The 25,476-nt window shown below is 40.5% G+C and carries 19 protein-coding genes and 1 pseudogene; 13 read left to right on the forward strand and 7 right to left on the reverse strand.

All coding sequences use genetic code 11. From position 1 onward, the window contains the following. Nucleotides 1-224 precede the first annotated feature (224 nt). From ODZ84_RS20420 to ODZ84_RS20430, 4 genes are all read left to right on the forward strand, one after another. The gene (locus tag ODZ84_RS20420; protein ID WP_266174246.1) at nt 225-395 is read left to right on the forward strand and encodes a hypothetical protein; all 171 of its coding nucleotides are present in this window, start codon (nt 225-227) and stop codon (nt 393-395) included. Nucleotides 396-712: 317 nt separating this feature from the next. Next, nucleotides 713-1,141, forward strand: coding sequence for a CPBP family glutamic-type intramembrane protease (locus tag ODZ84_RS23720; protein ID WP_408612354.1), 429 nt, complete (start codon nt 713-715; stop codon nt 1,139-1,141). A 554-nt stretch (nt 1,142-1,695) separates the two neighbouring features. Then, complete coding sequence (locus ODZ84_RS20425; RefSeq protein WP_266174247.1) at nt 1,696-2,607, forward strand: HlyD family secretion protein; 912 nt, start codon at nt 1,696-1,698, stop codon at nt 2,605-2,607. A gap of 87 nt (nt 2,608-2,694) precedes the next feature. Next, the gene (locus ODZ84_RS20430; RefSeq protein ID WP_266174248.1) at nt 2,695-4,851 is read left to right on the forward strand and encodes a peptidase domain-containing ABC transporter; all 2,157 of its coding nucleotides are present in this window, start codon (nt 2,695-2,697) and stop codon (nt 4,849-4,851) included. A 218-nt stretch (nt 4,852-5,069) separates the two neighbouring features. Here ODZ84_RS20430 and ODZ84_RS20435 read toward each other — a convergent pair whose 3' ends face one another. From ODZ84_RS20435 to ODZ84_RS20445, 3 genes are all read right to left on the reverse strand, one after another. Next, nucleotides 5,070-5,684, reverse strand: a complete 615-nt coding sequence (locus tag ODZ84_RS20435; protein ID WP_266174250.1) for an HD domain-containing protein — start codon at nt 5,682-5,684, stop codon at nt 5,070-5,072. A 30-nt stretch (nt 5,685-5,714) separates the two neighbouring features. Further along, nucleotides 5,715-6,014, reverse strand: a complete 300-nt coding sequence (locus ODZ84_RS20440) for a rhodanese-like domain-containing protein (protein WP_266174251.1) — start codon at nt 6,012-6,014, stop codon at nt 5,715-5,717. Nucleotides 6,015-6,100: 86 nt separating this feature from the next. Continuing rightward, nucleotides 6,101-7,309 carry an outer membrane beta-barrel protein gene (locus ODZ84_RS20445; RefSeq protein ID WP_266174252.1) on the reverse strand — a complete coding sequence of 403 codons (1,209 nt, stop codon included), beginning with the start codon at nt 7,307-7,309 and terminating at the stop codon, nt 6,101-6,103. Between the two features lie 102 nt (nt 7,310-7,411). Here ODZ84_RS20445 and queG point away from each other — a divergent pair, with 102 nt between their 5' ends. The 9 genes and pseudogenes from queG to ODZ84_RS20490 all read left to right on the forward strand — a co-directional run bounded on the left by queG (nt 7,412) and on the right by ODZ84_RS20490 (nt 18,505). Then, nucleotides 7,412-8,356, forward strand: a complete 945-nt coding sequence (gene queG / locus ODZ84_RS20450) for a tRNA epoxyqueuosine(34) reductase QueG (protein ID WP_266174254.1) — start codon at nt 7,412-7,414, stop codon at nt 8,354-8,356. 363 nt (nt 8,357-8,719) lie between these two features. Next, nucleotides 8,720-9,397 (forward strand): TIGR02117 family protein, encoded by a 678-nt coding sequence (locus ODZ84_RS20455; RefSeq protein ID WP_266174255.1) that lies wholly within the window; start codon nt 8,720-8,722, stop codon nt 9,395-9,397. An 82-nt stretch (nt 9,398-9,479) separates the two neighbouring features. Continuing rightward, a complete protein-coding gene (locus tag ODZ84_RS20460; RefSeq protein WP_266174256.1) occupies nt 9,480-10,046 on the forward strand; it encodes a murein L,D-transpeptidase catalytic domain-containing protein in 567 nt (188 codons plus the stop codon). Nucleotides 10,047-10,190: 144 nt separating this feature from the next. Continuing rightward, complete coding sequence (locus ODZ84_RS20465; protein ID WP_266174258.1) at nt 10,191-11,480, forward strand: cryptochrome/photolyase family protein; 1,290 nt, start codon at nt 10,191-10,193, stop codon at nt 11,478-11,480. Between the two features lie 423 nt (nt 11,481-11,903). Beyond that, the gene (locus ODZ84_RS20470; RefSeq protein WP_266174260.1) at nt 11,904-12,239 is read left to right on the forward strand and encodes a hypothetical protein; all 336 of its coding nucleotides are present in this window, start codon (nt 11,904-11,906) and stop codon (nt 12,237-12,239) included. Nucleotides 12,240-12,328: 89 nt separating this feature from the next. Then, nucleotides 12,329-13,387: an efflux RND transporter periplasmic adaptor subunit gene (locus ODZ84_RS20475; RefSeq protein ID WP_266174262.1), complete on the forward strand. Its 1,059-nt coding sequence runs from the start codon at nt 12,329-12,331 to the stop codon at nt 13,385-13,387. A 27-nt stretch (nt 13,388-13,414) separates the two neighbouring features. After that, nucleotides 13,415-16,536, forward strand: a pseudogene (locus ODZ84_RS20480) (efflux RND transporter permease subunit). Beyond that, complete coding sequence (locus ODZ84_RS20485; protein ID WP_266174263.1) at nt 16,517-17,962, forward strand: TolC family protein; 1,446 nt, start codon at nt 16,517-16,519, stop codon at nt 17,960-17,962. The pseudogene ODZ84_RS20480 and the gene ODZ84_RS20485 overlap by 20 nt, the downstream one beginning before the upstream one ends. Before the next feature lie 120 nt (nt 17,963-18,082). Continuing rightward, nucleotides 18,083-18,505: a hypothetical protein gene (locus ODZ84_RS20490; RefSeq protein ID WP_266174265.1), complete on the forward strand. Its 423-nt coding sequence runs from the start codon at nt 18,083-18,085 to the stop codon at nt 18,503-18,505. A 379-nt stretch (nt 18,506-18,884) separates the two neighbouring features. Here ODZ84_RS20490 and ODZ84_RS20495 read toward each other — a convergent pair whose 3' ends face one another. The 4 genes from ODZ84_RS20495 to ODZ84_RS20510 are packed head-to-tail and all read right to left on the reverse strand — an operon-like array spanning nt 18,885 to nt 25,452. After that, entirely contained in the window at nt 18,885-20,045 is a 1,161-nt protein-coding gene (locus tag ODZ84_RS20495) for a Wadjet anti-phage system protein JetD domain-containing protein (protein ID WP_266174267.1), read from the reverse strand. Then, nucleotides 20,042-23,446 (reverse strand): ATP-binding protein, encoded by a 3,405-nt coding sequence (locus tag ODZ84_RS20500; protein WP_266174268.1) that lies wholly within the window; start codon nt 23,444-23,446, stop codon nt 20,042-20,044. Before ODZ84_RS20500 ends, ODZ84_RS20495 begins: the two co-directional genes overlap by 4 nt. Before the next feature lie 8 nt (nt 23,447-23,454). Next, the gene (locus tag ODZ84_RS20505) at nt 23,455-24,024 is read right to left on the reverse strand and encodes a DUF4194 domain-containing protein (RefSeq protein WP_266174269.1); all 570 of its coding nucleotides are present in this window, start codon (nt 24,022-24,024) and stop codon (nt 23,455-23,457) included. 3 nt (nt 24,025-24,027) lie between these two features. Then, complete coding sequence (locus ODZ84_RS20510) at nt 24,028-25,452, reverse strand: DUF3375 domain-containing protein (protein ID WP_266174271.1); 1,425 nt, start codon at nt 25,450-25,452, stop codon at nt 24,028-24,030. Nucleotides 25,453-25,476 lie beyond the last annotated feature (24 nt).

Here is a 25,476-nt window from a genome sequence, read left to right on the forward strand (position 1 = left end):
TTTTAATTTTAATAATTTATAAATCCGTACTATGGATTTATAAATCCTGATACCTATTGCTTTTTTTACGTTCAACTCTTGCTTAAGTTTGTCTCAGGTAAAAACACCAATATTTTCTTTTCATAATGCGCAGTATGAAAAGTATAAATAGAGCTGATCAGCGAAAACCCATGTCAGGGTTTATATGACAAAAAGGAATTTTAAAATTTAAAAAAATTAAACAAATGAAATTAGAAAATTTAAATCTAGTAGAGTTAAATCCTAAAGAATTACACGAGACAGAAGGGGGATGGATTATTCCCGTTGTAGTAGGATTAGCCTTATCCGCGATCAACAACTGGGGCGATATTCGGGAAGGCTGGCATGATGGAGGAACGGGGCACCCTAGACATTAACAATAATGATAAAACCTGGAAAAATAGAATATGGTTTTTTTATTACAAAATCTGTATCAGCAATTTCTTTTGCTTAATAGTATTTTACTGTTAGCCTATTACTTGGAATAACAAAATTTAACAACATGAATAATAAAAAATTAATAAATTTAACTGAATATGAATGTCTATCAATTAATGCAGGTGAATCTGCTTGGTATTGGATAGCTTACGGAGTACGTCGATTTAGAGATTGGTCCTCTGACAATGTGCATGTAGGATCTTGGGCGGATAAATAATTTATATCATCTCCCTCTTAATAGGAGGGAGGTTTTAGTATGAAAACTTTTAAGTTATTTTTATCTTGCTTGACAATCTCTATTGCTACAAGTTATACATTCGTTTGTCTGAATCATCGATTTTTTCATTTTAAAGAACAAGATATCAACGGTGAAAAGCCACCTGGATTAGTTTTAATAATATGTATCGCGCCTCTCATTGAAACTATTATTTTTCAATACATTATGCATCATATTTTAGTGTATATTAAAATCAGAAACGGGTGGACACAGATAGTTTTAATGAGTTTAGTTTTTGCATCTTTTCACCTATATAGCAGTTTTTATATGCTGATGGTTTTTTGTAGCAGTATCGCGTTGAATTTTTTTTATATTAAAACCTCTAAAGTAAACATGTTGCTTGCGGTGTTACTAACCGCTCTTTTACATTCACTTTATAATTTATTTGGTTACCTATTTGTTGTATAACTGAATTTTTTCCTTAAAATATTAGTCTATGAATTCTACAAAATATAATTCTATTTTCCTTATAGTAGGAGTAATTTATTTTATTGATGGCATTTCAACGTTAGTTTGTCGAGATTGTCATGCTTTTAACTTTCTCGGTTATTCTATTTCTAAAACCCAGGAACTTTTCAGGCAATTTATAACAGCATTTATTTTATTTTTTGCGTACTGGAAATTAAAACATAAATAAAAAAATTATTTACACAGGAGTTTAATCCTTTTACGATCGCTTTAAGCATTTTACCGGTTATTTCCATATGGTACAATAATAAGTACCGTTTTCTTCCATGCGTTATTTAATCTTTACGGTTATTTATTTATAATGTAAAAATTATTTTTTTTCAATGTTCAAAAAATCAATTTATATAGGAATATTAATTCTTGTAGTGGCCTTCCTATGCATTTTACCAATAATAAAAGTCCCCATTTCCTCTTCATCAAGAGGTGTGATACGATCTGTTCAGGAGAACACCAAAATTTCCGCAATTGTTTCAGGGAGAATTATTTATAGTAAAATGGACAAAAATAACCAGGAACTCAAACAGGGTGATACTTTGCTCATCGTAACAGCAGAACAGCTGGATACCCAAAAGAATTTGCAAAACAGCCAAAGTTCAGATTATTCAGCACAATTGCAGGACTTAACTCAACTGACAAGAGGACAAATTTCAGGTTTACAAACCGGGCAATATCAAAGAGAATTATCCGCCATGCAGGAGAAAATTGCTCAGGTACAAACACAGTTGTCTTTAGCTCAAAAAGATTTTGACAGGGCGGCTACCCTTTATAACCAGGGAGTAATCCCCAAAGCAGAATATGATAAATTTTTCTACACTCTGCAAGGGCTTAAAAACCAGATTGCCGGAATAAGGGAACAGCAAATTGCCCAATGGCAAACGCAGAAACGAGAAGTAGAAAGACAAATCCGTTCTTTAGGTTCAGAAGTACAGCGTATTAACCAGGAACAAAAAAACTATATCATTACAGCTCCCATTTCCGGAAGGCTTGTCAACTTCTCCGGAATTCAGAAAAATAACTTTTTAGCACAGGGACAAAATATAGGAGAAATTTCCCCGGAGGTTTCTCTGGTTGCAGAATGTTTGGTTTCACCCAAAGATATAGGTTTTATTCATACAGGCCAGAACGTAAAATACCAAATCGACACGTATAATTATAACCAATGGGGATTATTGGAAGGCAGGGTTTCTGAAGTTGATCAGAATATTAAAATTAACGAGCAAACCGGGGAGGCCTTTTTCAGAGTTATTTGCCAAATGGATAAAAATCATTTACAATTAAAAAACGGATACCAAGGACAGGTTGATAAAGGAATGACTTTCACAGCACGTTTTCATCTCATCGACAGCACATTATGGCAATTGTTGTTTGACAGAGCAGATGATTGGTTTAATCCAAAATTGAAATGATAAAATTTTACCTGCATTCCCATCAAACCTAACAGGTTTCCAAAACCTGTTAGGTTTAAAAACGACGGAATACAAAAAAATACAAAAGTGAAAAAAAATACACTAATAAAACAGCATGACATCAAAGACTGTGGTGCTGCATGTCTTGCATCGGTAGCCATCCATTACGGATTAAAAATGCCTATTGCTAAAATCCGTCAGATCTGCCATACCGATACAAGAGGAACGAATGTTTTAGGGTTAATACAGGGGTTGGAGCAGATGGGCTTTAATGCCAAAGGCGTAAAAGGAGGTACTGACGCTTTACCGGAGCTTCCGTTACCTGCAATTGCCCATATTATAGTTAACGGTCAGATGCATCATTATGTGGTCATTTACAAAGTTGCGAAACATAAAATTACCGTAATGGATCCGGCAAGAGGAAAACTGGAGGATTACAAAATAGGAGATTTTTCAAAAATATGGACAGGTGTTCTTATTCTATTGGAACCTAATGAGTATTTTAAACAGAGAAATGAAAAAACAAGTCTCTACAAAAGATTCTGGAACTTGGTTCAGCCACACAAAAGTATTTTGATCCAGGCTTTATTGGGAGCCTTGGTATATACTGTTTTAGGATTATCAACCTCTATTTATATTGAAAAAATAACAGATTATGTTCTGATAGATGGTAACAAACGGCTTTTAAACCTGCTTTCTGTAGGAATGATTATAATACTGCTATTTCAAATATTTATTGGAGCCATGAAAAGTGTACTGGTTTTACAGACCGGGCAGAAAATGGATAAGCACCTTATTCTCGGGTATTACAAACATCTGCTAACACTTCCGCAGCGCTTTTTCGATACCATGAAAGTAGGAGAGATCATTTCAAGGGTGAATGATGCCGTCAAAATCAGAACGTTCATCAATGATGTTTCCATACAGATTTTTGTAAACTTGTTTATCATTATTTTTTCATTTGCATTAATGTTCACCTATTACTGGAAGCTGGCTTTGATTACAGCATTGGTGATTCCATTTTATTTTTTGGTGTATTGGATCACCAATACATTAAATAAAAAAGCAGAAAGGCGATTAATGGAAGAAAGTGCCGAATTGGAATCTCATTTGGTTGAATCAATAACATCTGTAAAAACCATTAAGCAATTCGGAGTAGAAATTTTTGCCAATAATAAAACGGATAATGCTTTTTCAAAACTGTTAAAAACAATTTATGTTTCGGTAATGAATGCTTTATTTTCAGGAAACTCCTCTGAATTCTTATCCAGGATTTTCACCATTGTATTGCTTTGGGTGGGTTCAGGTTATGTGATTGACAGAGTGATCACTCCCGGAGAATTGCTGTCGTTTTATGCTTTAATCGGATATTTTACCAATCCTGTATCACAATTAATCGGGATGAATAAAACGATTCAGAATGCTTTAATCGCAGCCGACCGTCTTTTTGAAATCATGGATCTGGAACGTGAGGAAAATACCGGTAAATTAGAATTAACAAAGGAAAATATTGGAGACATTGAGTTTAAGGGGGTAAGTTTTAGCTATGGAAGCAGAACCGAAGTTTTTACAGACTTCAATTGCCTTATAAAAAAAGGAGAAACAACTGCTATTGTTGGGGAAAGCGGCAGTGGTAAGACCACCTTAGCTTCTTTGGTTCAAAATTTATATTCACTCAAAGCAGGAAAAATTATAATTGGAGACTATGACATCAATTATATTTCCAACTACTCTTTACGGAATCTAGTATCCGTAGTTCCGCAAAAAATCGATTTGTTCTCCGGAAATGTGATTGAAAATATCGCTCTTGGAGAGGATTTTCCGGATATACAGAGGATTTTAAACATCACAAAAAACTTGGGGATATTAAGTTTCGTTGAAAAATTACCCAACGGTTTTCAAACATACTTGGGGGAAAATGGAGCTTTGTTATCCGGCGGACAGAAACAAAGGATTGCCATTGCAAGGGCTTTATACAAAAACCCTGAAATTCTGATATTGGACGAAGCCACTTCTTCATTAGATACAGAATCGGAATTGGTAATTCAAAATACTTTACAGGATTTCAGAAATCAGGGAAAAACCATGATTGTTATTGCCCATCGACTGAGTACTATCGCGAATGCAGATACTATTTTGGTGATAAAGGACGGACAGATTATTGAAAAAGGAAACCACAATGAACTTCTAAATAAAGATTCTGTTTATCAATCTATGTGGGAAAAACAGACCTTAACTTTATAGCCTTATGTTGTTTGTAACATTATTATTTATTCATATATATCATATAATCAGAATCTTGTATTTGTAAAATTATATACCCAATGAAAAAGGAGAGAACGGGGAAATTCCAAATTAAAATTTCCGGCAGATTTTATGCCGGATTCAGAACGGAACATTGTGTGAAGATATCTCTGCACCGGAGTTTTAAATTTTTCTGAAAAATAATCTGTGAAATGCAGCTAACTTTTTATTTCCACTTCTATATTCTCTCTAGCCTGGAGTTCATACTTTTCTCTGAAATATTCAGTTTTAAAAATATACTCAAGATCCAAAAAGTGCTTCAGGACTCTTTTTCTTCCGGGTTTATACAGTAGATCCGGGTAAACAGAATATTCTTTCCGGATTTTCCTGGTATACTCAAAATAGGTTTCCGGATCTTTTCCGAGAATAGAAAGATCGGCATCCAGAAGATAATTGGTATCAGGATCATCGGACTGCTGATGAGATTTTGTCGCCATAATCTGTCGGGTGATTTTATCGGCCGCACCGGAGCTGATATTTATTTTTGCAAGTTGGCTTACTGCAAACGTCGCGCTTTTTTCTTCATTATTTTTTGATGAGGCATCATAAATAACATCATGATAGAAAACAGAAAAAGAAAGACTGTTCATGTCTTCAACCCTGGCAGTTACAGAGTCGAGCTCTGCAAACATACTTTCAAGATGGGCAAAGTTGTGGTAATGCCTGCTTTTTTCTGTATACCTTTTCTCAATCTCAGACCACAATTTTTCAATAGTATCGGTTTCCCGGGTAAACAAAAGACAGTTTTGCCGGAATCTTTCTTTTAGAGTCATATGTATTATTTTAAATAAAAAAAAGGAACTTTAAAAAGTTCCTTGATTTGCTTCCAGATTAGCTTTCAGTTCCGTCCAGCCACCGCCGTTATATCCTTCTCTCAATCCCTGAGCGTTAAGATAATCCAGTGCTTTACCGCTTCTGTTGCCACTTCTGCAGAACAGAATTACCGGCTTCTCGATCGATAAAATTTCATCTTTTCTGGCTTCTACCTCTCCCAATGGAATGTTTTTAGCCCCTTCAATATTTCCGTCCATTTCCAATTCCATAGGTTCACGAACATCAATTAATTCATAATTTCCTGATTTTATTACTTCTGTTAAAGACATAGCTGTTTTATTTTTAAACATTAAATATTAACGAAAATACGCAAAATTTTAATTGTTTTTTCTATTGATTATTTTTTTTCTGCCGGTTAAAATAAAGTATATCCGAAGATCAGGGACATAGTAGTATAATCTGAATCCCATACCATATAATTTCTCAGTAAAGTTCTGGGCGTTCCGATCCGGAATTCGACTCCAAACCGGTCATTATATTTATACCCGGCTCCCAGGATAAGATTATTTCCGGAATTGACTTCCAGGTCAAGATAATCATATTTTAGATTGGATTTAAATCCGAAATCAACCAGATAAGCAGCATTAACGAAGATCTTTGATTGATCGTTAAGGAAGAAATAGTGTCTTATTCCGAAAGGAACTTCAATAGATTTGTAATCAACGCTCCTTTTAGATTTTTGCTCAAAATAAGTGCCCGGATACATGGTAGTCTCTATCTCCGATTGGTAATAGTTATAAGTAGGTTCCACAAAAAGAGACCATTTGTTTTTATTAAAAGGCAAAACAAATTCAAGTTCAACACCGGCTCTGAAAGTCGTTTTATTACCAAACTTCGTTTCGTCTGATGCAGAATAGGAACTGTATACTGTTTTCAGGGAAGAAGAGCTGATTCCGGGTCTTATCGTAAGATTAAAAAGGTCTTTTTTCTCCGCGCTCTGTGTATGATCGGTAGACTGACCGCCTGAACAGTTATTATAGTTCATAAATAACTTTGAAAGATCATTTTGCTGATATCGTACACGCTGCAGTTCCTTTTTTTCAATACCGCACGTTAAAGCAGTCAGCTGGTTTTTATATTCCTCGTTGTAACTGATCTGCGATTCGTTAATATAATAAGGTTTATAAAGGAGCTGTTTTACGTCAGAATCGTCTTTGCTGAAGAAAAATTTTCTTATATTGGAGTTTTCATAGTACAGCAGATCTGCCTTTCCTTCAACAAGATATTTTAAAAATAAAGTTTCCTCTACAAATTCGGGATCCCGTGTTTCAGACATCTGGCGCAGTTCATCAGACGACTTGTCGATCATCACTGTTTTTCTGATGTATTTATCACCATGATCCATACCGAATTCCTGCACGTTTTTTATATTTTCCTTTTGGATAGCGCCCGATTCATCCGTTTTATATTCAAATTCCGTAGGATTATTTTTCCAGTCGAGGTTTTTAATGAAAACTTCAGTCCTTTCCCCTGAATTATGGATGAGGTAGCCTTTTTCGAATTTTATCTGTGCGTTAAACAGGGCGGCAGAAATAAGTCCTGTAAGCAGTGTGAGTTTTTTCATGGTTTTAATTTTACTGTACTGTAAAAGGTTTTTCACCTTTTTTAAATAAGAGGCCTTTAAACGCCGGCAAAATTATAAAATAATCTTAATTTTGCAATATTAATGGGTCCAAATGCCGGGAAATATTCACAACTAGTTAAAACCAAAGCCAGAAGTTTTGGGTTTCAGAACTGTGGAATCTCAAAAGCTGATTTTCTGGAAGAAGAGGCACACCATCTTGAAAAATGGCTGAAGAATAATTTTCATGGAGAAATGAAGTATATGGAAAACCATTTTGATAAAAGGCTCGACCCCAGGTTGTTGGTAGAAGGCTCAAAATCCGTGATTTCACTGTCCTATAATTATTTTCCTGAAGACAGAATATCCACCCTGGAGAATTTTAAGATTTCGAAATATGCCTATGCTGAAGATTACCATGAAGTGGTGAAAGAGATTCTCCGCGATATGGTGGCCGAACTGCAGGATGAAATCGGGGAGTTCGGATTCCGGGTCTTTGTAGATTCGGCTCCGGTTTTAGAAAGAAGCTGGGCCAAAAAATCAGGGATCGGCTGGGTAGGTAAGAACGCCAATTTAATTACCAAACAGAATGGTTCTTTCTATTTTTTAGCCGAAATTATCTGTGACCTGGAGCTTGTTCCTGACCATGAGACCACCGATCACTGCGGAACATGCAGAAAATGTATCGATGCCTGTCCTACCAATGCTATTGTGTCGGAAAAAATCGTAGATGGCAGCAAATGCATTTCCTATGCAACCATTGAGTTGAAAAATGAAATTCCGGATTATTTTCAGGATAAAATGGACGACTGGATGTTTGGGTGCGACGTCTGTCAGGATGTCTGCCCATGGAACCGCTTTTCAGCACCTCATCAGCAGGCCAGGTTTAAACCCAACGATTCTCTTAAAAACTTTAAAAAAGGAGAATGGAAAGAACTTACCCAGGAGCTGTTCTCGGAAATTTTCAGAAAGTCGCCTGTGAAAAGGACTAAGTTTGCAGGACTCAAGCGTAATATCGAGTTCCTGGAGAAGGATTCAGATAAAAAATAGCTTTAATCTTCAGAGACAGATCCTCATCTGGAATTTTTAAATTCCAGAACAATAGCGGTAAACAGCCATTCTTTACATTTTTGACTGTAAAGAGGAAAGGTTTTTCAGATGGCAGGCAATGAAAGTCTTCCTTAAAATGAAAATTGACTTTCATGAGACCATATCCCATCGAAAATCAACGCTTTTTCTGTACTCTTTTCGGAGCTACTTTTACTCTTATTTTAAATCTTTTTTGGGATTTGATATTTTTACGCATATTTGTGAATGTTTCCTACTTAAATTTACCATATTTTTCGATTAAAACAAATACTTTTACGAAAAGTTGCAGATTAAATTTTATTAATTCATTAAAAAAACAGGATTGTGAAAAAGATGATTGTACTCGTACTGAAAATTTTGGGAATTGTTTTGGGAATTGTTGTCCTGTATATAGCATTAGCTTTTGCATTACCATTCATAAAGGTTTCCGCAAAAGATGACGGACAGAAAAAAGAAATTCCCGTTTATATTTATACGAACGGTGTTCATACCGATATGGTCATGCCCGTCAGAAATGAGTTGCAGGACTGGAGTACTAAAATTCCTTTTGCCAACACGAAATCGAAAAGGACAGATTATCAGTATGTGGGAATCGGATGGGGCGACAAAGGTTTTTATCTGGATACACCTACATGGGCAGATCTGAAGTTTTCCACTGCTTTTAAAGCGGCCTTCTGGCTGAGTAAATCTGCCATGCACTGCACCTATTATAAAACCATGACAGAAGGCAGCGACTGTAAGAAAATAATGATCAGTAAAAACCAGTACAGGAAACTGGTGGAGTTTGTAGAAGGTAAATTCGACAGAGATGCCAGCGGTAACTTCATACTTGTTCCTACCGACGCCGTTTACGGTGACAATGATGCGTTCTACGACGCCAAAGGAAAATACAGTTTTTTATATACCTGTAATACGTGGACGAATGACGCACTGAAAGCCGCCGGGCAGAAGGCCGCTTTCTGGACTCCTTCTGATTATGGCATATTTTTACATTATAAATAATCCAGTGAAAAATTTTAGTCTGATTTTTGCATTTCTGTTGTTTCTTTCGTGTAAAACAGAAAAAAAGAATAATGTGGAGCCTGTGAACACACTCATAAAAACAGAAGAAAAACAGGAAATAGATCCTGATAAAACAAGATCCAAAGCACAGGAAGCATTGCTGTTCTGCCAGTCACGGGACCTGAACACCGACTTCTGCATTTTAATAGATATGAGCATTCATTCAGGTATCAAAAGATTGGTAATCTGGGATTTTAAGACATCTTCAGTTTCAAAAAAATACCTTGTGGGACATGGTTGCGGAAACTATCCATGGAGCCAGGACGGTTCGAAAGAAAATCCTTCGTTCAGTAATGAAGACGGAAGCCATCTTTCGTCTTTGGGAAAATATAAACTGCAGGGAAGAGGCCACAGCGACTGGGGAATTCATATCAAATACCTGATGCACGGCCTTGAGGAAACCAATAATAATGCTTTAAAAAGATTTATTGTTTTTCATTCCTGGAACAAAATGAGCGATGAGGAGGTTTTCCCGGAAGGTTCTCCCGAAGGGTGGGGCTGTCCTACCGTTTCAGACAATGCCATGAAAGAAATAGATCCCCGTATTCAGAATTCGCAGAAAGCGGTTTTAATGTGGATTTATAACTGATATGTAAGTGAGGAAGATCATACATATGTAAATGGCAACTCGACAGTTATAGTAAACGTCTGCGAGTTTTGTTTTCTGCCGTTAATCTTTGGGAGTTAAAAGAGCTTACCAGGTTGCAGAACAATATTTTTAATAATAAGTACAATGGAGAAAGTGAATGTTTTCTGGTTTCGCAGGGATTTAAGATTAAATGATAACGCAGGATTATATCATGCCCTCAAATCAGGCGCCAGGGTAGTGCCCGTTTTTATTTTTGATACGGATATCCTGGATAGGCTCGAAAACAAAAGCGATAAAAGAGTAGATTATATCCACCAGGCTTTGCAGCAGATGCATACCGTCCTGAAATCACATGGAAGTGCCTTAAGCATCTATCATGGTAAACCCCTTGATATTTTCAGAAAACTGACTGAAAAATACGATATTGAAGCGGTATTCTGTAACAGAGATTACGAACCCCAGGCCATAAAACGGGATCAGGAAGTTGAAAAATTTCTTCACAATAATCATATCGGTTTTAAAGATTATAAAGACCAGGTAATCTTTGAAAAAAGTGAAGTCGTAAAAAATGACGGAACACCGTATACTGTATTTACACCATATTCAAAAAAGTGGCTTGAACATTTCAATAAAGATAATTTCAGAGAATTCACAACCGATTTTTCCCGGTTTCTTTCCTATACATCGCATTTTCCGGAATTGGAAGATATAGGTTTCCAAAAAACAGACCTGGAATTCATCCAGCCGGTGCTGGAAAATAAAATTATTGATACCTATGAGCAGTACAGGGATTTTCCGGCTCTGGACCATACCACTCATCTGGGGGTAGCACTGCGCTTTGGAACGGTCTCGGTTCGCAAATGTGTGGGTTTTGCATTAGAGCACAACCAGACGTGGCTGAAGGAACTGATCTGGAGAGAATTTTTTATGCAGATTTTATATCATTTCCCAAAAGTAGTCCGTCACTGTTTCAAAGAGAAATATGAAAATATCAGTTGGCGGAATGATGAAAAAGAGTTTCAACGGTGGTGCGAAGGTAAAACCGGATATCCGATCGTGGATGCAGGAATGAGGCAGCTTAACGAAACAGGGTTTATGCATAACAGAGTACGGATGATCGTTGCCAGCTTTCTTACAAAACATCTTTTGATCGACTGGCGCTGGGGAGAGGCCTATTTCGCAGAAAAACTCCTGGATTATGAGTTGTCATCCAATAACGGAAACTGGCAGTGGGCGGCAGGATGCGGATGTGATGCTGCACCCTATTTCAGAGTTTTCAATCCCTCGGAGCAGACTAAAAAATTCGATAAAAATCTGAAATATATTAAATCCTGGCTTTCTGAAAAAGAAATGAGCAGCGAACCTATCGTTGAGCACACTTTCGCAAGACAGAGGGCTCTGGATGCGTACGGAAAAGCCGTGAAAGAAAATTAATTCATATCACACGAGGATCATCCATAGCTGAGAAATTTATTTATAAGGAGCTTTTTCCTGCTCTCCGCACTCGCTATTTCATGAATTTGGCGGCGCGTCGCAGACGCGCCGCCAAATTCATGAAATGAGCTCAGACAGATGCTGCGATCAGGGCTAGGGTGGCAGTATCTCTTTAAAATACTCACCACATCAGCAAAGTCGGTCATGCTTTAAAAGAACATATGAATTGTATGCTCTTTCAATGTTTCCATAGTGATATTAGCGGTAAGAACAACAAAAAAACCGGAAGTACTTACTTCCCGCTCTGCCCAAGCTTTAAAATTAAGTTTTTTTAACATTCAAAAGCCGGGGTACTCCTTAAAAAATGCCTATTTTTGCGGCATATTCACCGTTTTTATTCAAAAACAAATGTTCTGATTGGGCATGGCAGGTCTTAGGTCGTTTATCTTTTTTTATTTAATGTTGGTTTTTACCCTTTTCAACTCGAAATGGGCGGAAAAATCATTAAATAAAATACCATGTATTCCTCCGCCGACTAATATTACGGTACTGGATGTCTACGAGGAGGCAGATATGAATACCCATGCGCTGCCTGCTGCTTCAAAAATCCTTAAATATTCCATTCGAAGAGAAGATGGTCAGACAACCATTGGGAAACTGTCTGCTATTCATGATGTTCCGAAAAAAGGACTTTCTGTCGTTTCCGAATTCGTGGTCTGCGGAGCCAAATCCTTTCTCCATCTTCTTCAGCTCTTTTAAATTAAGTTATTGAAATTCAGTCTAGTTTAACGAAATTTTTATAACTTAAAAAATATTACATGTATTTTAAAAACGTAATAATTTGCTGTATGGCAATATTATTCTCTGTGTCATGCAGTAAAGCCGAAAAAATAAAAGATCAGCAAGCCGCCGATGTTCCCGTCCTTAAAATCCGGGAAAAAGATACACTGGTTACCAATCAGTTTGTAACGGATATTCAGGCTAAAAAAAATGTCGAAATCCGTGCCAGAATTGGAGGAATTATCCAGAAAACGTACGTTAATGAAGGGCAGTTTGTCAAAAAAGGGCAGCCTTTATTTAAGATTAATGATGCCGAGCTTCAGATGGAACTGCTGAAAGCCAATGCGGCCCTGAAGCAGGCGGATGCAGAGGTGCGTATTGCTGAAGTGGAACTGAAGCAGATTGAAAGCCTGCACGCCAAAAAATTTGTAGCCGGTAATGAGCTGGAAATGGTGAAAGCCCGCCTCTCATCCGCCCGCGCAAAACGCTCCTATGCCGATGCCGAAAAAAGAACAGTTCTGCAGAAAATCAGCTTTACCAATCTGGTTGCCCCTTTCGACGGAGTCATAGATACCATTCCCTATAAAGACGGAAGCCTCGTTGAAAACGGATCTCTCCTGACCACTTTATCTCAGCTGAACGAAGTCTACGCCTATTTCTCCATTCCCGAAAATATGTATTTTGAGTTGCTGGCAAGCGACAGGCTCGGAAAACATCAGAAAATTGAACTCACGCTGCCCAACGGCGTTAACTATGAGTATAACGGGACACTAAAAACCGCAGAAGGGGAAATAGACCGTGCCACAGGATCAATCCGGTATAAAGTGGTTTTTCCGAATCCCGATCATCTGATCAAGCACGGAACTTCCGGAAAGCTCGTTATTTCGGAATATCAGCCCAAATCTATTATCATTCCGCAGAAATCTACTTTTTCCATTCAGGATAAAACCTATGTTTTTGCCGTTGACGGCCAGAATAAAGTGAAGATGACCAACATCCGGATAGGAACGACGCTGAGAGATTCCTACCTCGTAGAAAACGGGCTTAAGAACGGTGATTTAATTATTTATGAAGGTACACAGTCCCTGAAAGACGGTGACAGGATTACTATTAAAAAGAAACTCTAATCTTTCATAAATTTAAATCAATTAGCGATGGTAGAAATGTTTATAAGGCGAAAAGTTCTTTCGCTGGTAATTTCCATATTATTTGTTTTGCTGGGACTGATGGCTCTTTTGAAAATGCCTATCACCCAGTTTCCCGATATTGTACCGCCTTCTGTAACGGTAACCGCAAAATATACTGGAGCCAATGCGGAGGTTTCGGCCAATGCCGTGGCGCTTCCGCTGGAACGGGCGATTAACGGAGTTCCCGGGATGACCTATATGTCGACGGTGACTTCCAATGACGGGCTTACGCTCATTCAGGTATTTTTTGAGGTAGGTACCGATCCCGACGTGGCGGCAGTTAACGTACAGAACCGGGTAACAACGATTCTGGACGAACTTCCCGAAGAGGTAATCCGTGCAGGGGTGACCACCGAAAAGGAGGTGAACAGTATGTTAATGTACCTTAATATCACCAGTACCGACGAAAGCCAGGATGAGCAGTTCATTTACAACTTTACGGATATTAATGTTCTCCAGGAACTGAAACGTATCGACGGAGTGGGACGTGCCGAAATCATGGGACAGAAAGAATATTCCATGAGAGTCTGGCTCGATCCCCAGAAGATGGCGTCATACCGTATATCTGCCGATGAAGTGGTGAGCTCTTTACAGAAGCAGAATATTTCTGCCGCTCCCGGGAAAGTAGGGGAGACTTCCGGAAAAACATCAAGTCAGCTGCAGTATGTGATAAAATACAGAGGAAAATTTTTTGAGCCTAAGCAATATGAAGAAATTCCCGTTCGCTCGGACGAAAACGGAACTATTTTAAAGCTTAAGGATATCGCCAAGGTGGAATTCGGAGCCATGAATTACGGAATGGTTTCCAAAACCAACGGGAGACCCTCTGCATCCATTATGATGAAGCAGAGACCGGGTTCCAATGCCTCTGAGGTCATCGAAAATGTTAAAGCTAAAATGGAAGAACTGAAAGGCTCCTCTTTTCCTCCCGGCATGGAGTTCAATATGGCCTATGATGTATCGAGATTCCTGGATGCTTCCATCAGTGCCGTTTTGGTAACCCTTATCGAAGCTTTTATTCTGGTAGGAATTGTTGTGTTTATTTTCCTTCAGGACTGGCGCTCGACCTTAATTCCCGTACTCGCGGTACCGGTAGCATTAGTCGGAACCTTTGCATTTATGAATATGCTTGATTTCTCTGTGAACCTGCTGACGCTGTTCGCGCTGGTTCTTGCCATCGGTATTGTTGTGGATAATGCCATTGTTGTGGTAGAAGCCGTTCACGTAAAAATGGAAGAAGGTTTACAGCCTTTGGAAGCCACCATCAGTGCTACCAGGGAAATAGCCGGTGCTGTTGTGGCGATTACCGTTGTAATGTCTGCGGTATTTATTCCCGTAGCATTTCTGGATGGTCCGGTAGGGGTGTTTTACCGGCAGTTTTCCCTGACGCTGGCCATCAGCATTGTCATTTCGGGAGTGAATGCCCTTACACTGACGCCGGCATTATGTGCCCTGATCTTAAAACCGCATCGTCATGATAAAAAGAAAACAGTGGCCGATCGGTTCTTCTCGAAATTTAATACCGGTTTTGATAAACTTACCCGTCAATACACCGGTATTCTTTCGAAATTTGCCACAAAAACAACCGTCACGTTCGGGCTGTTATTCCTTTTTATCGGATTAACTGTTGTGACCGGTAAATTTTTACCGACCGGATTTATCCCGATGGAGGACCAGGGAATGGTGTACGTAAGTGTGACCACGCCGCAGGGGGCTACTGTAGAACGGACCGAAAAAGTGCTGGATGAGGTTACGGTAATCGCCAAAAAGATTCAGGGAGTGGAGAATGTCACCACCCTCGCAGGATACAGCATCGTAACGGAAATTGCAGGGTCCTCATACGGTATGGCAATGATCAACCTTAAAGACTGGAAAGAGAGAAATATCTCGGTAAATGACCTGATCACAGCGCTTTCCGAAAAAACAAAAGGAATCTCCGATGCACAGATAGAAATTTTTGCACCGCCTACCGTGCCCGGGTTCGGAAATACCAGCGGCTTTGAGTTGCGTTTACTCGACAGAACCGGCGGTACCGTTGAAAACACCGACAAAATCACGAAGGAATTTGTGAAAAAGCTCAATTCCGCGCCGGAATTGCAGAACAGTTTCACCAGTTTTGATGCTACTTTCCCGCAGTATATGATCAATATCGATTATGATATGGCGGCCAAGAAAGGAATTTCGGTGGACAATGCCATGTCTACCTTACAGACCATGCTGGGTTCTTATTATGCGACCAATTTTATCCGGTTCAGCCAGATGTATAAGGTGATGGTCCAGGCAAGTCCCGAACACAGAGACCGTCCCGAAAGCATTCTGAATTTATATTTAAAAAATGATAAAGGGGAGATGGTTCCGTTCTCAACATTTATCACGATTGAAAAGGTGTACGGACCTGAGGTTCTGACCCGCTATAATATGTATATGTCGGCGATGATTAACGGGGAAGCCGCCAACGGATACAGCTCGGGAGATGCCATCGCTGCTGTTGAGCGGTAGCTGAAGAAACACTTCCCAAAGGTTTCGATATTGAGTGGTCGGGAATGACAAGAGAAGAAATCTTATCGGGAAATCAGACGGTTTACATTTTTATGATCTGCCTTCTTTTCGTTTACCTTTTATTAGCTGCACAATATGAAAGTTTCCTACTTCCCATGCCGGTTCTGTTAAGCCTTCCGACAGGGATTTTCGGATCTTATATCGCACTGGTCCTGGCCGGCCTGGATAATAACATTTATGCCCAGGTAGCCCTGGTCATGCTGATCGGGCTTCTCGCCAAAAATGCGATTTTGATTGTAGAATTCGCGGTCGCAAGGCATAAAGAAGGAGATGATATTGTGCCGGCAGCGATCGAAGGCGCAAAGCAGCGTCTCCGTCCTATTCTGATGACCTCCTTTGCCTTTGTGGCAGGGCTGATACCGCTGTGTATTGCTTCCGGTGCCGGTGCCATAGGAAACCGTTCGATCGGTACAGCGGCTGCCGGAGGAATGTTGATCGGAACCGTCTTCGGATTGGTGATCATTCCAGGACTGTACATATTTTTTGCGAAATTTGAAAATAAAAAGAAGGATGAAAAAATTAAATCATAAAAGTATAGGGTATGGAACGGCATTTCTGGTTATGGCATCATGTGCAGCACCCAAAGTCGCCGGGCTCAGAAAAGCAAGAGAACTGCCCGGTGAAATCGTCAGTACACATCAGGGCTCTGTCGTGTTTCAGGAGATCAATTTAAAGGCCTATTTTACCGATCAGCATTTGCTGGAGCTTTTCGATAAAGTAGTACAGGCCAACCCTGATTTCCAGATTGCCCGGCAGCGGGTGGAAATTGCCAACAGCTTTCTGCAGCGTTCAAAAATGGACCTGCTTCCGTCCCTGGAAATCGGAGCTTCTGCTTCGGGGGACCGGTACGGAAAGTATACCATGGAAGGCGTCGGAAATTATGATACTAATCTTTCCCCGAATATTACGGAAGATCAGAAAATAAACCGTGATTTTACGCCCAATTACTGGCTGGGTGCAAGAAGCAGCTGGGAAATCGATGCCTGGGGAAAGCTGAAGAATAAAAAGCTGGCTGCCCAGAAAAAGTACCTCGCATCGGCAGAAGGACTGCGGTTATTGCAGGTGGAGCTGTTCACCGATATTGCGAATTTATATTACCAGCTGGTAGCGCTTGACAACCGGTTGGCCATTTATGAAAAAAATTACAGCCTGCAGCAGAGAGCTTTTGAAATTGTCCTTGCGCAGCGGGAAGTGGGAAAAGCAACAGAACTGGCCGTTCAGCAGTTTAAGGCTCAGAATAACAACTGGCTGGCAGAGATTGAACATATTAAAGTTGAGATTGTTACCGTAGAACAGGCGATGACTACCTTAACCGGAAGCTATGGCGGAGAAATCAGGCGGGGAAGTGTTTTAATGCCAACGAATATGGAAATTCTGAACAAAAACATCAATGTAGAAGCCGTCATCCATTCCAGACCGGATGTCGCATCCAACTATTATGTCCTGGAATCTTCCCAGGCAGACGCAAAAGCGGCAAAGGCAGCCTTTTATCCCAGGATCGATCTGGGGGCAGGTTTTGGACTGAATGCTTTTTCTGCAGGCACATTTTTCAATCCTGCTTCTCTGGCCGGACAGCTTTTGGGAGGTTTGATGGTTCCGGTTTTCAATAAAGGCCAGTTGAAACATGAATTCAATGTCGCTACCAGCGAGCAGGAAATTGCATTTTTAAATTATCAGAAGAGCGTGACCACAGCCTTTAATGAACTGCAGTCTATTTTAAAACAGACCCGGATTTATGAAAAGGTTTTAAAATTAAAAGCAGAAGAAGTCGGTTTCCTGGATCGGGGCGTTGAGGTCTCCAATGATCTGTATGTTACAGGATATGCCAATTATTTCGAACTGATCAATTCCCAGAAAAGCAAGCTGCAGGCAGAGCTGGATCTGCTGCAGTTCAGACATCAGAACACCCGTAATAATGTTTTACTTTTTAAAGCATTAGGCGGAAAATTAAATTAATTTTCAGTCCCGGATCAGATATGATCCGGGATTTTTCATGGAAATTTATAAGGTAATATCCCATGATTCTCACCGACTTTTGTTAATTTCGGTGATTATTTACATTCAAACATAAATTTTATGCTGCAAAGATGTTCGGTGGTGGTGTGTTTCGTTTTCCTGATGCTTGGATCTTTTGTCAATGCGCAGGAAATACCGTGTATTACAAGCGCAACCTATTATGCATTCAGTGGAGGAAAAGGTTTTCCGCTTAAATATGATATTCATGACGGGTTTATTGAAGTAAAGGAGATGAGGAAAGACAAAGATGAATTACTCAATACCTATAAAATAGCAAAAGTCGTGAAATGCAATTTCAGAAATCCTGCGAACTCCAATCTGATTTTTAAGATCAATTCTTATGATCAGGTGAGTGATAGTTATGGCGACAAAGAATCTGAGATTGAAATCAATATCATGGAAGGAAAAGGGAAAATTTTTGTCCGCCAGCCCGGCCTGCCTGAAATGGCTAATCGCGCTACTGCTACAGCTCCCAGAAGATAAGGGAACAGTTTTCACATGAGATCCGGGAGTCTCATTTTAGAGTTTTATGGAAAAGTCAATCAGTTAAAAATAATGGATGAAACGATATTTCTGACCGGTAGGCACATCATTAATACTAAAGCCTCGTTCCTGCTATTTAAGATCATTGAGATAAACTTCCCTATTTGGTAAACAAATACATCAAAAATATTCCTCAGAATTTATCAAATTGAAAAATTGATATAAAAGCAGAATTTATAAGGTCCACTTAACTTCAGTCATTTGAATAATTACTTTAAAATATTCCGATTTTTATTCAGTAATACATTAATATCAACTTTAAAGTCATTTACAGGCGATTGAAAAGAAATATCAGTTAATCTACAAATATCTGCTACTATTAAATATTGGTCTTCAAACACTTATCAACATACATCTGCGGAATTTTCTCCTGTTCCAGCCTGTTTTTCTCCAAAGTCTTTAAATATTGGAAAAGATCGTTTTCTTCTTTGGTCAAGAGGTTTAGATTTTGGGATTTATTTCTTGCTCCACTTACTGCATAGCTTTGAAAAGTTTCAAAAGTCGTCCGGTTCATCATGATGCTTTGGGCATGCGGATGGTATGACCGTAGCTGATGCAGAATCTGGAAGCCATGTTCGTCAATATCGCCCCAGTACAGGATTTTTTTGTCTGATAGCCAAACCGCATTTTTGAGATAGGAAATATTAAAGCCACCTCCACTCCAGATGGCGACAGTAGATTTTAATAGCGGTAAGGTTAGAAAATTCATTTTGTTCTCAGCGATCAGGATATTTTCCACAGGAAGTTCAAGCGTTTCAAAATCGGAGAGTGGAATACTGATGTCCCTGAATTTAAAATCCGGATTTGGGTTTTCATCCAGAAAGCGGAGCCTGATCAACGGCTCATCGTACCGCAAAAAGAAACGCTCGGCGAAACGTTTTTGTTGAGGTGATCGCACATGATCCGGAATCAGGAAATCGAGTAAGGATTGAATCAGTGTATTGTTTTCTTCAATAAATTTGGTGTGGATCTCGATAGGTAGCTGCCGCAGGTAAAGGTTGGGGCGGGGCGTCTGTATAAAATAGAGGCAAACCTTCAGCACATCTTCCCAATCGATATGGTGATCCGTTAGCCATAAACAATGCTGTAAAGTCCAGTCTTTTAATACAGGAATGATGCTAATGACCTGTTCATAATGCTTCAGAAAGACGGTCCAATCTTTTTGATATTTCGTAAAATAAAGGTAGTCTTCAATACTTTCAAAAATAATGGTATCCGGCAAATCATGGCTGCCTGTCCGCCTGAAATTCCGGCCGGCGGTCTGCACGAGGTAGCCTTTAACGGTTTGGTTTTTAGAATAACGATACAGTTCTTCTATTTCCTTTTGAAGGATTTCAAACCGTTCCGTGATGTGACCCGATTTTACTTTTCCGATACGGTCTATTATTTTCGGAAAAAAGACTTCTTGCTGGATATGGCTTTGCAGCAGAGGCTTCCACCATTTTAATGCCTGTTTTTTAATTTCTGCCGGACTAATCATGCATCAGGGGTATTGGGAAAGATTCCGTTATGTTTATCGCGTTCGATTTCATATTCTTCTTTGGTAAAATTACTGACCTGCGAATTGTTGCCTTCCCGGTTACTCACAAAATGAAAGGAGCTGACATGGCCTTCAATGACATGGATTTTTTGCAATGGCGTCACAATCAACAGTTGGAGATTCAGTTTTTTAAACAATTCCAGTCCGTAGCGGGTACTTTCATCGCTGCCTCTGCCGAAGGCTTCATCAATCACTACGAAACGGAAACTTTTACTCTTGCGCTCTCCGAACTGCAAACCAAACTGATAGGCCAAAGCACTGGCCAGAATGGTGTAGGCGAGTTTCTCCTTTTGTCCACCGCTTTTTCCGCCAGAACCTTCATAAAACTCTTTTTCTGTTTCATCAGAGCGGTAACGTTCACTGGCGTTAAACTCAAACCACTGGCGTACATCGGTAACAGTTGAAGTCCATTCGCGGTCTGCATTTTCCATACTGGCAAAACGGTCTAAGATCCTTTTTACCTGTTCGTATTTCTCTTCCGTATACAGGTCATTATGGCTGCTGAAGGAATGGATATAGCATTTTTTCAATTCCTCCCTGAAAAGCCGTACTTCTTTATTCGGGGTGGCATCCATTAAAATGGTGATATAGGTATCCTGCACGGCATTATACACAATCTTCGAAAGATGGTCGTTAATGGTCCTGATTTTCTGTTTGATGTCTTTTTCGTGTTTCTGCAGCTGGCTGTCGAATACAGCAATGCTGTTGATCACGTTTTTATTCAGCTCTTCCTTGAAGCGCTCTTCGTGCCGTTTTAAGTCTTCAGACTCCAGTTGTCTGAATTTTTTGATATATTCGGCACGGGCATCGATGCTGTCGGTAACTTCACTGTATTCGGCACGGGAATGTTCCTTGATTTCCCGCATCTTTTTCTCAATGTGGGTTCTATGACCAGCCTGACGTCCACGAAGCCTTTTCAATTCGCCGTTTTCACCCTGAAATTGTTTGCGGAATTCTTCCTGCCTTTGCTCAATGCCACGTAGATTGATTTTTATTTCCCTGAGTTTCTCGTCGATCATCGGATACCATTTTTCTTTCAGGTGGGGCACTAATTGTTCCTTTTGCTGTATGGCCTGGTGTTGTTGATCCTGATAGTTTTGAATTTTCGTATTTAACCCGCCGATGTTTTGAGATAGTTGTTTCTCTTTCGCTTTTCCATCTTTAATCTGCTGGTCTACTTCACTTTTATTGCGTTCCAATTGGGCAAGTTTATCACTGTTATTCAGTAATTGATCACGTTCCTGTTCCAATTCATAGATTTTGGCAACGTGGTATTGCCAGTTGATGCGGGAAAAGTCTTTCACGTAAAGTAAAAGTCCCAACAGTTGCTTCTGTTCGCTGTTCTGTTTCTCTTTTTCTTCAATATCCTTTAGTCTGGATTTTAGCTCATAAATATTTCGCTCCAGCTGATCTACCGAATTTTCCAGTGCTTTTATTTTCTCAGCATTGCTCCAGCCCAATACATAATTACGCCGGTCGTCAATCCGTTTGCGGTCGTCTTTAGTATGGCGGATGCGGCCGCTCTTGATCAGACCTTGCCGTGTGATACCAAAAGGAACATGCTGTAAACCATCGACATCGGTACAAATATAATCGCCGAAGCTGCGTTGCAGGTAATTTTCCAGCCAATCATAAAAAGGTGTTTCAGGTTTGATGTCTATTTTATAAGCAATGCTGTCTTCATCCAATTCTTTTAGAAGTCGAGTGTTAGCATTCAGATCCGCTTCCAAATAGGTCAGTTTGATGCCCCTTCCGTCGGCACCCTTCAATGGATTGCTGTTAACATAATGGCTGACACTCCGGTAATGCTTTCCGGGAACGAGTAAGCTGATGCCTGCATCACGGAGCAGTTTTTCGATTGCGCCTTCCCATTCGGTTTGCTGTTCATTCACTTTCAGTAATTCCCCGGCGAAAGGCAAATCTTCCTCGTCAATTCGCAAATCGGCACAAAGTTGTGACCGAAAGGCAATCAGCCAGGCCGGAATCTGGGTTTTACGTTCTTTGAGTGATTGCAGTTCTTTTCGCTCTGCCTGATATACCCCTTCCTGTTTACGCAGTTCACTAATCTCGTTATCCCGTTGTTCCCGAAGTTTTTCTTCTATCTGACCACATTTCTCCATTGATTCGTTAGCCCGCTTGATGTTATTCTGAAAATCACTTTCCTGCTTTATACTTGCCAACCTGGTCTTCAAGGCGAGACGCTCATAATCATCGAATTCCTTTTGCTTGACTTCTTTGTCTTGCTCATGCCGTTTCATCTCTCCGGCAATTTGTTCGATCCGTGTTCCGCCGTTGCTCGCAATGTCCTGTATAATCGTTTGCCGGCGTTCTTCCCAGGCTTCTATTTCCTGGGTAATGGTATGCAGCTGTTGTGTTGTTTTTTCCAGTTCCTGACCCGCATCTATGATGGCCTGTTCCAGCAGTTCCCATTTCTTTTCTGCAAACCAGACGGGCATCACTTCCAGCATGGCTTCGATGTCCTCAATTTCACGGGTAACCTTTTCATAGGTTTCACTGGCTTCTGCTAAGGGCTTCAGGATCTGGTATTGTTCCCGGGTATGTACCACCGCAGCGTGGGCTTTATTGAGGTCATCAAAACGTTTCAGTAAGGCATCAATCTGTTCTTTGACATCAGTTTTTTCCAGCATCTGTTCGCGGACAAAATCGGTCAGGCTGCTGACAGATTTCATGGAAACGGTCTGGTAAAACAGGTCAATGGCTTTATCGCTGTTCATTCCGAAAAGCCTGCGAAACTGCTCGCTGTATTGCGAAAAATTATCGTTGAACAATTGTACTCCCGGCGTATTGCGCAGGCTCTTCCGCAGCTCATTGATATCGCTGAAATGCTGAAAATGGTCTTTAATGGTTAAAGGAATTGTTCCGATGATGAGCAGTTTTTCTACTTTTCCCTCTTTGCCGATCCAGAAAAACTGGGCCAGGCAAATGTGTTCGTTATAGCCCTGGTTGTAAAAGTTTCCGATAATAACGGTATAGGTATGATCATCTGGACGGAGGTAGACCTTCTTTGCGGTTTTAGTGATTTCTTCCTTTTCTTTTTTAAATTCTCCTCTCACGTAACTCAGCAGGTTACGCTCTTTCCCTTCGGCACCGGCGGCTTTATTGAAGATGATCTTATGATGAGGCACAAGCAGGCAGGTCAGGGCATCCACGAGCGTAGATTTTCCTGAACCGATATCGCCTGTCAGCAGGGCATTTTGTCCGTTAGGCTGGATCTGCCAGCGCACCTGGTTAAAGGTCCCCCAGTTGAGCACTTCCAGGTATTGAAGCCGGTAGCCGGCCAGGTTGAGGTCTTCCGGGTGGGTCTCAAATAGTTCTTCCATAAATGAGTTTATTGTTTCGATTGGTTTTCAGCAGCATAGTTCCTGAACTTCTGCAGGGTTTCATCAATCACATCGGCATTCACAAAACCTTTGATGATCCGGTGTATTTCGTAGTTTTTTTCATGGTCTTCCAGTTTTCTGAGGAATCCGATGTCGCGTACGCGGTTGATGGCGGTGTTAATCTTTTCCTGTTGTTTGGCTTCATCATTCACATTGGGCAAGAATACTTTCACCCGGTTGATGATTTCCTGATCGCTGATGATGGAACGTACTGAGCCACCCTGAGCATCGTGTTCGAGTAAAAATTTTCTCAGGACGATACAGACTAAAGAAGTCATGAAATTGAGCGACCGTTTTTCAGCTATTCTCGGCAAAGGTCTTTCGTCGTCTTCCCATTCCTTCTGGCGCAGAAAGGCGTAGCCTTCGCTCTTATCCAGAAAGAGTTCCAGCCCGATCGGGATAAAATATTTTTTGACATCGGGTTCGTACTGCAGCAGGTTTTCCCAGGTTTCTTTCTGGTGGCTGTATACGATTCCTTTCAATAAGGCAATGAGGCTTACAGAGTAGTGGTATTCCATTTTTTATCGGTTAAATATGATGATCGGGGTTTGCATGCGATAGGTTTTTCCGGTGGATTTGTTTTCGATGAGGTGATATTCGAATTGATCACGGTTGACGAAATGTTTGCCTTCGTTAGTCGCGATTTGCATATAGCCCAATATTTCAGCAACGCCTTTGGTGGGCTTGTAATGATGGAGCAACTCGGAAAGCGCAACCTGTGAGCGGGTTTTCAAAAGGGTTTTCACATGGTTTCGCAAGATTTCCACATCCACATAAAACTGTTCAAACAGAAGGTTGGTATCAGCCGTAGCCACTCCGTCGGCAATTTCGGTAGCAGCAAAGGCAACTTTAACCGGTGGGTTAAAAAGCGGCCGGTCCATGGTAAAGGAGGGTTTAAAAACCTCATCGATTTCCATCCAGGTAGCTTGCGGGTCAAGTGTTTCCTTATACTCCAGCAAAAGACTTTCCATTTCTTCAATACTTTGAAGGATATGGCGGCTTTCGGACAGGTTCTTTTGTTCCACAAATTTCCGCAGCTGCTCGATCAGGCCGTCGTTGCTCCGGTTTACTTTATCCCCGGCATCCACCAGGTTGGTTTTGATACGGTCTACGGTCTGTTCTTTCTTGATTTCGACAATCGCCGGGATGGTATTGATCTTATCCAGCAAGTCTTCGAGTTCTTCCTGCATCTGCTCGCTCATCAGAAACTCCCAGAAAGCCTTAAAACTCTTGCCCTGATCGGTATTCCAGAGGAAATCCTGCTGCTGAAAAACATTATCGAGCAGATCTGCTTTGGCAAGATTGCTTTTGATGATGGTCTGGCGGGTCTGGCTATCCAATTCTCTGAAATTTTCTTCGACCTGCCGGAAATCGGATAACAAACGTTTCGCAGTTTCCTCGGCCAGAAAATAGTTTTCTTTCAGCTGGGTATCGGAAGGTTTCGCATAATTGCCCTGGCGGATCTGTTCGATTTCCTGATCAATTTTCCGGCGTTCTTCCTGCAACTGCCGGATGCGCTCATAGGGCCCGGAAGTGGTATTGACAATGCGTTGCAGCAGATCAAAAAACTGGATGAGCCGGCTGTGGGTGCCCACAAATTGTTGTTTATTGAGATCTTCGAGCCATTTTAACGCATTTTCCGTCGCCGGGGAAAGTTCATACATAGGTTCGTCGGCCCGCTCATAGTAACGACGCAGATAGCCTTGCTCCGCCCATTTCTGTAAATAATCTACCGGCGTTTTCTGGTAATCTTCAATACCCAGCCTTTGGAGAGAAAAGATATAATCGCCCAGGATGCTCTGCAATTCGGTTTGCAGGTACGAAATCCTGTCCTGCTGCTTGAAGACGAGGTGGAAAAAGCTCACCAGCAGCGGAAAGTGTTCAGCCCGCAGGAGCTGAAGGGTTTTGTCGTTTTTGTAGAGGGAGAGCGCTTTTTCGTAGTTCATTTTTGGTAAGAATTCGGGGAGTTG

The sequence above is a fragment of the Chryseobacterium fluminis genome (assembly GCF_026314945.1).
In the GTDB taxonomy this organism is placed as follows: Bacteria; Bacteroidota; Bacteroidia; order Flavobacteriales; family Weeksellaceae; genus Chryseobacterium; species Chryseobacterium fluminis.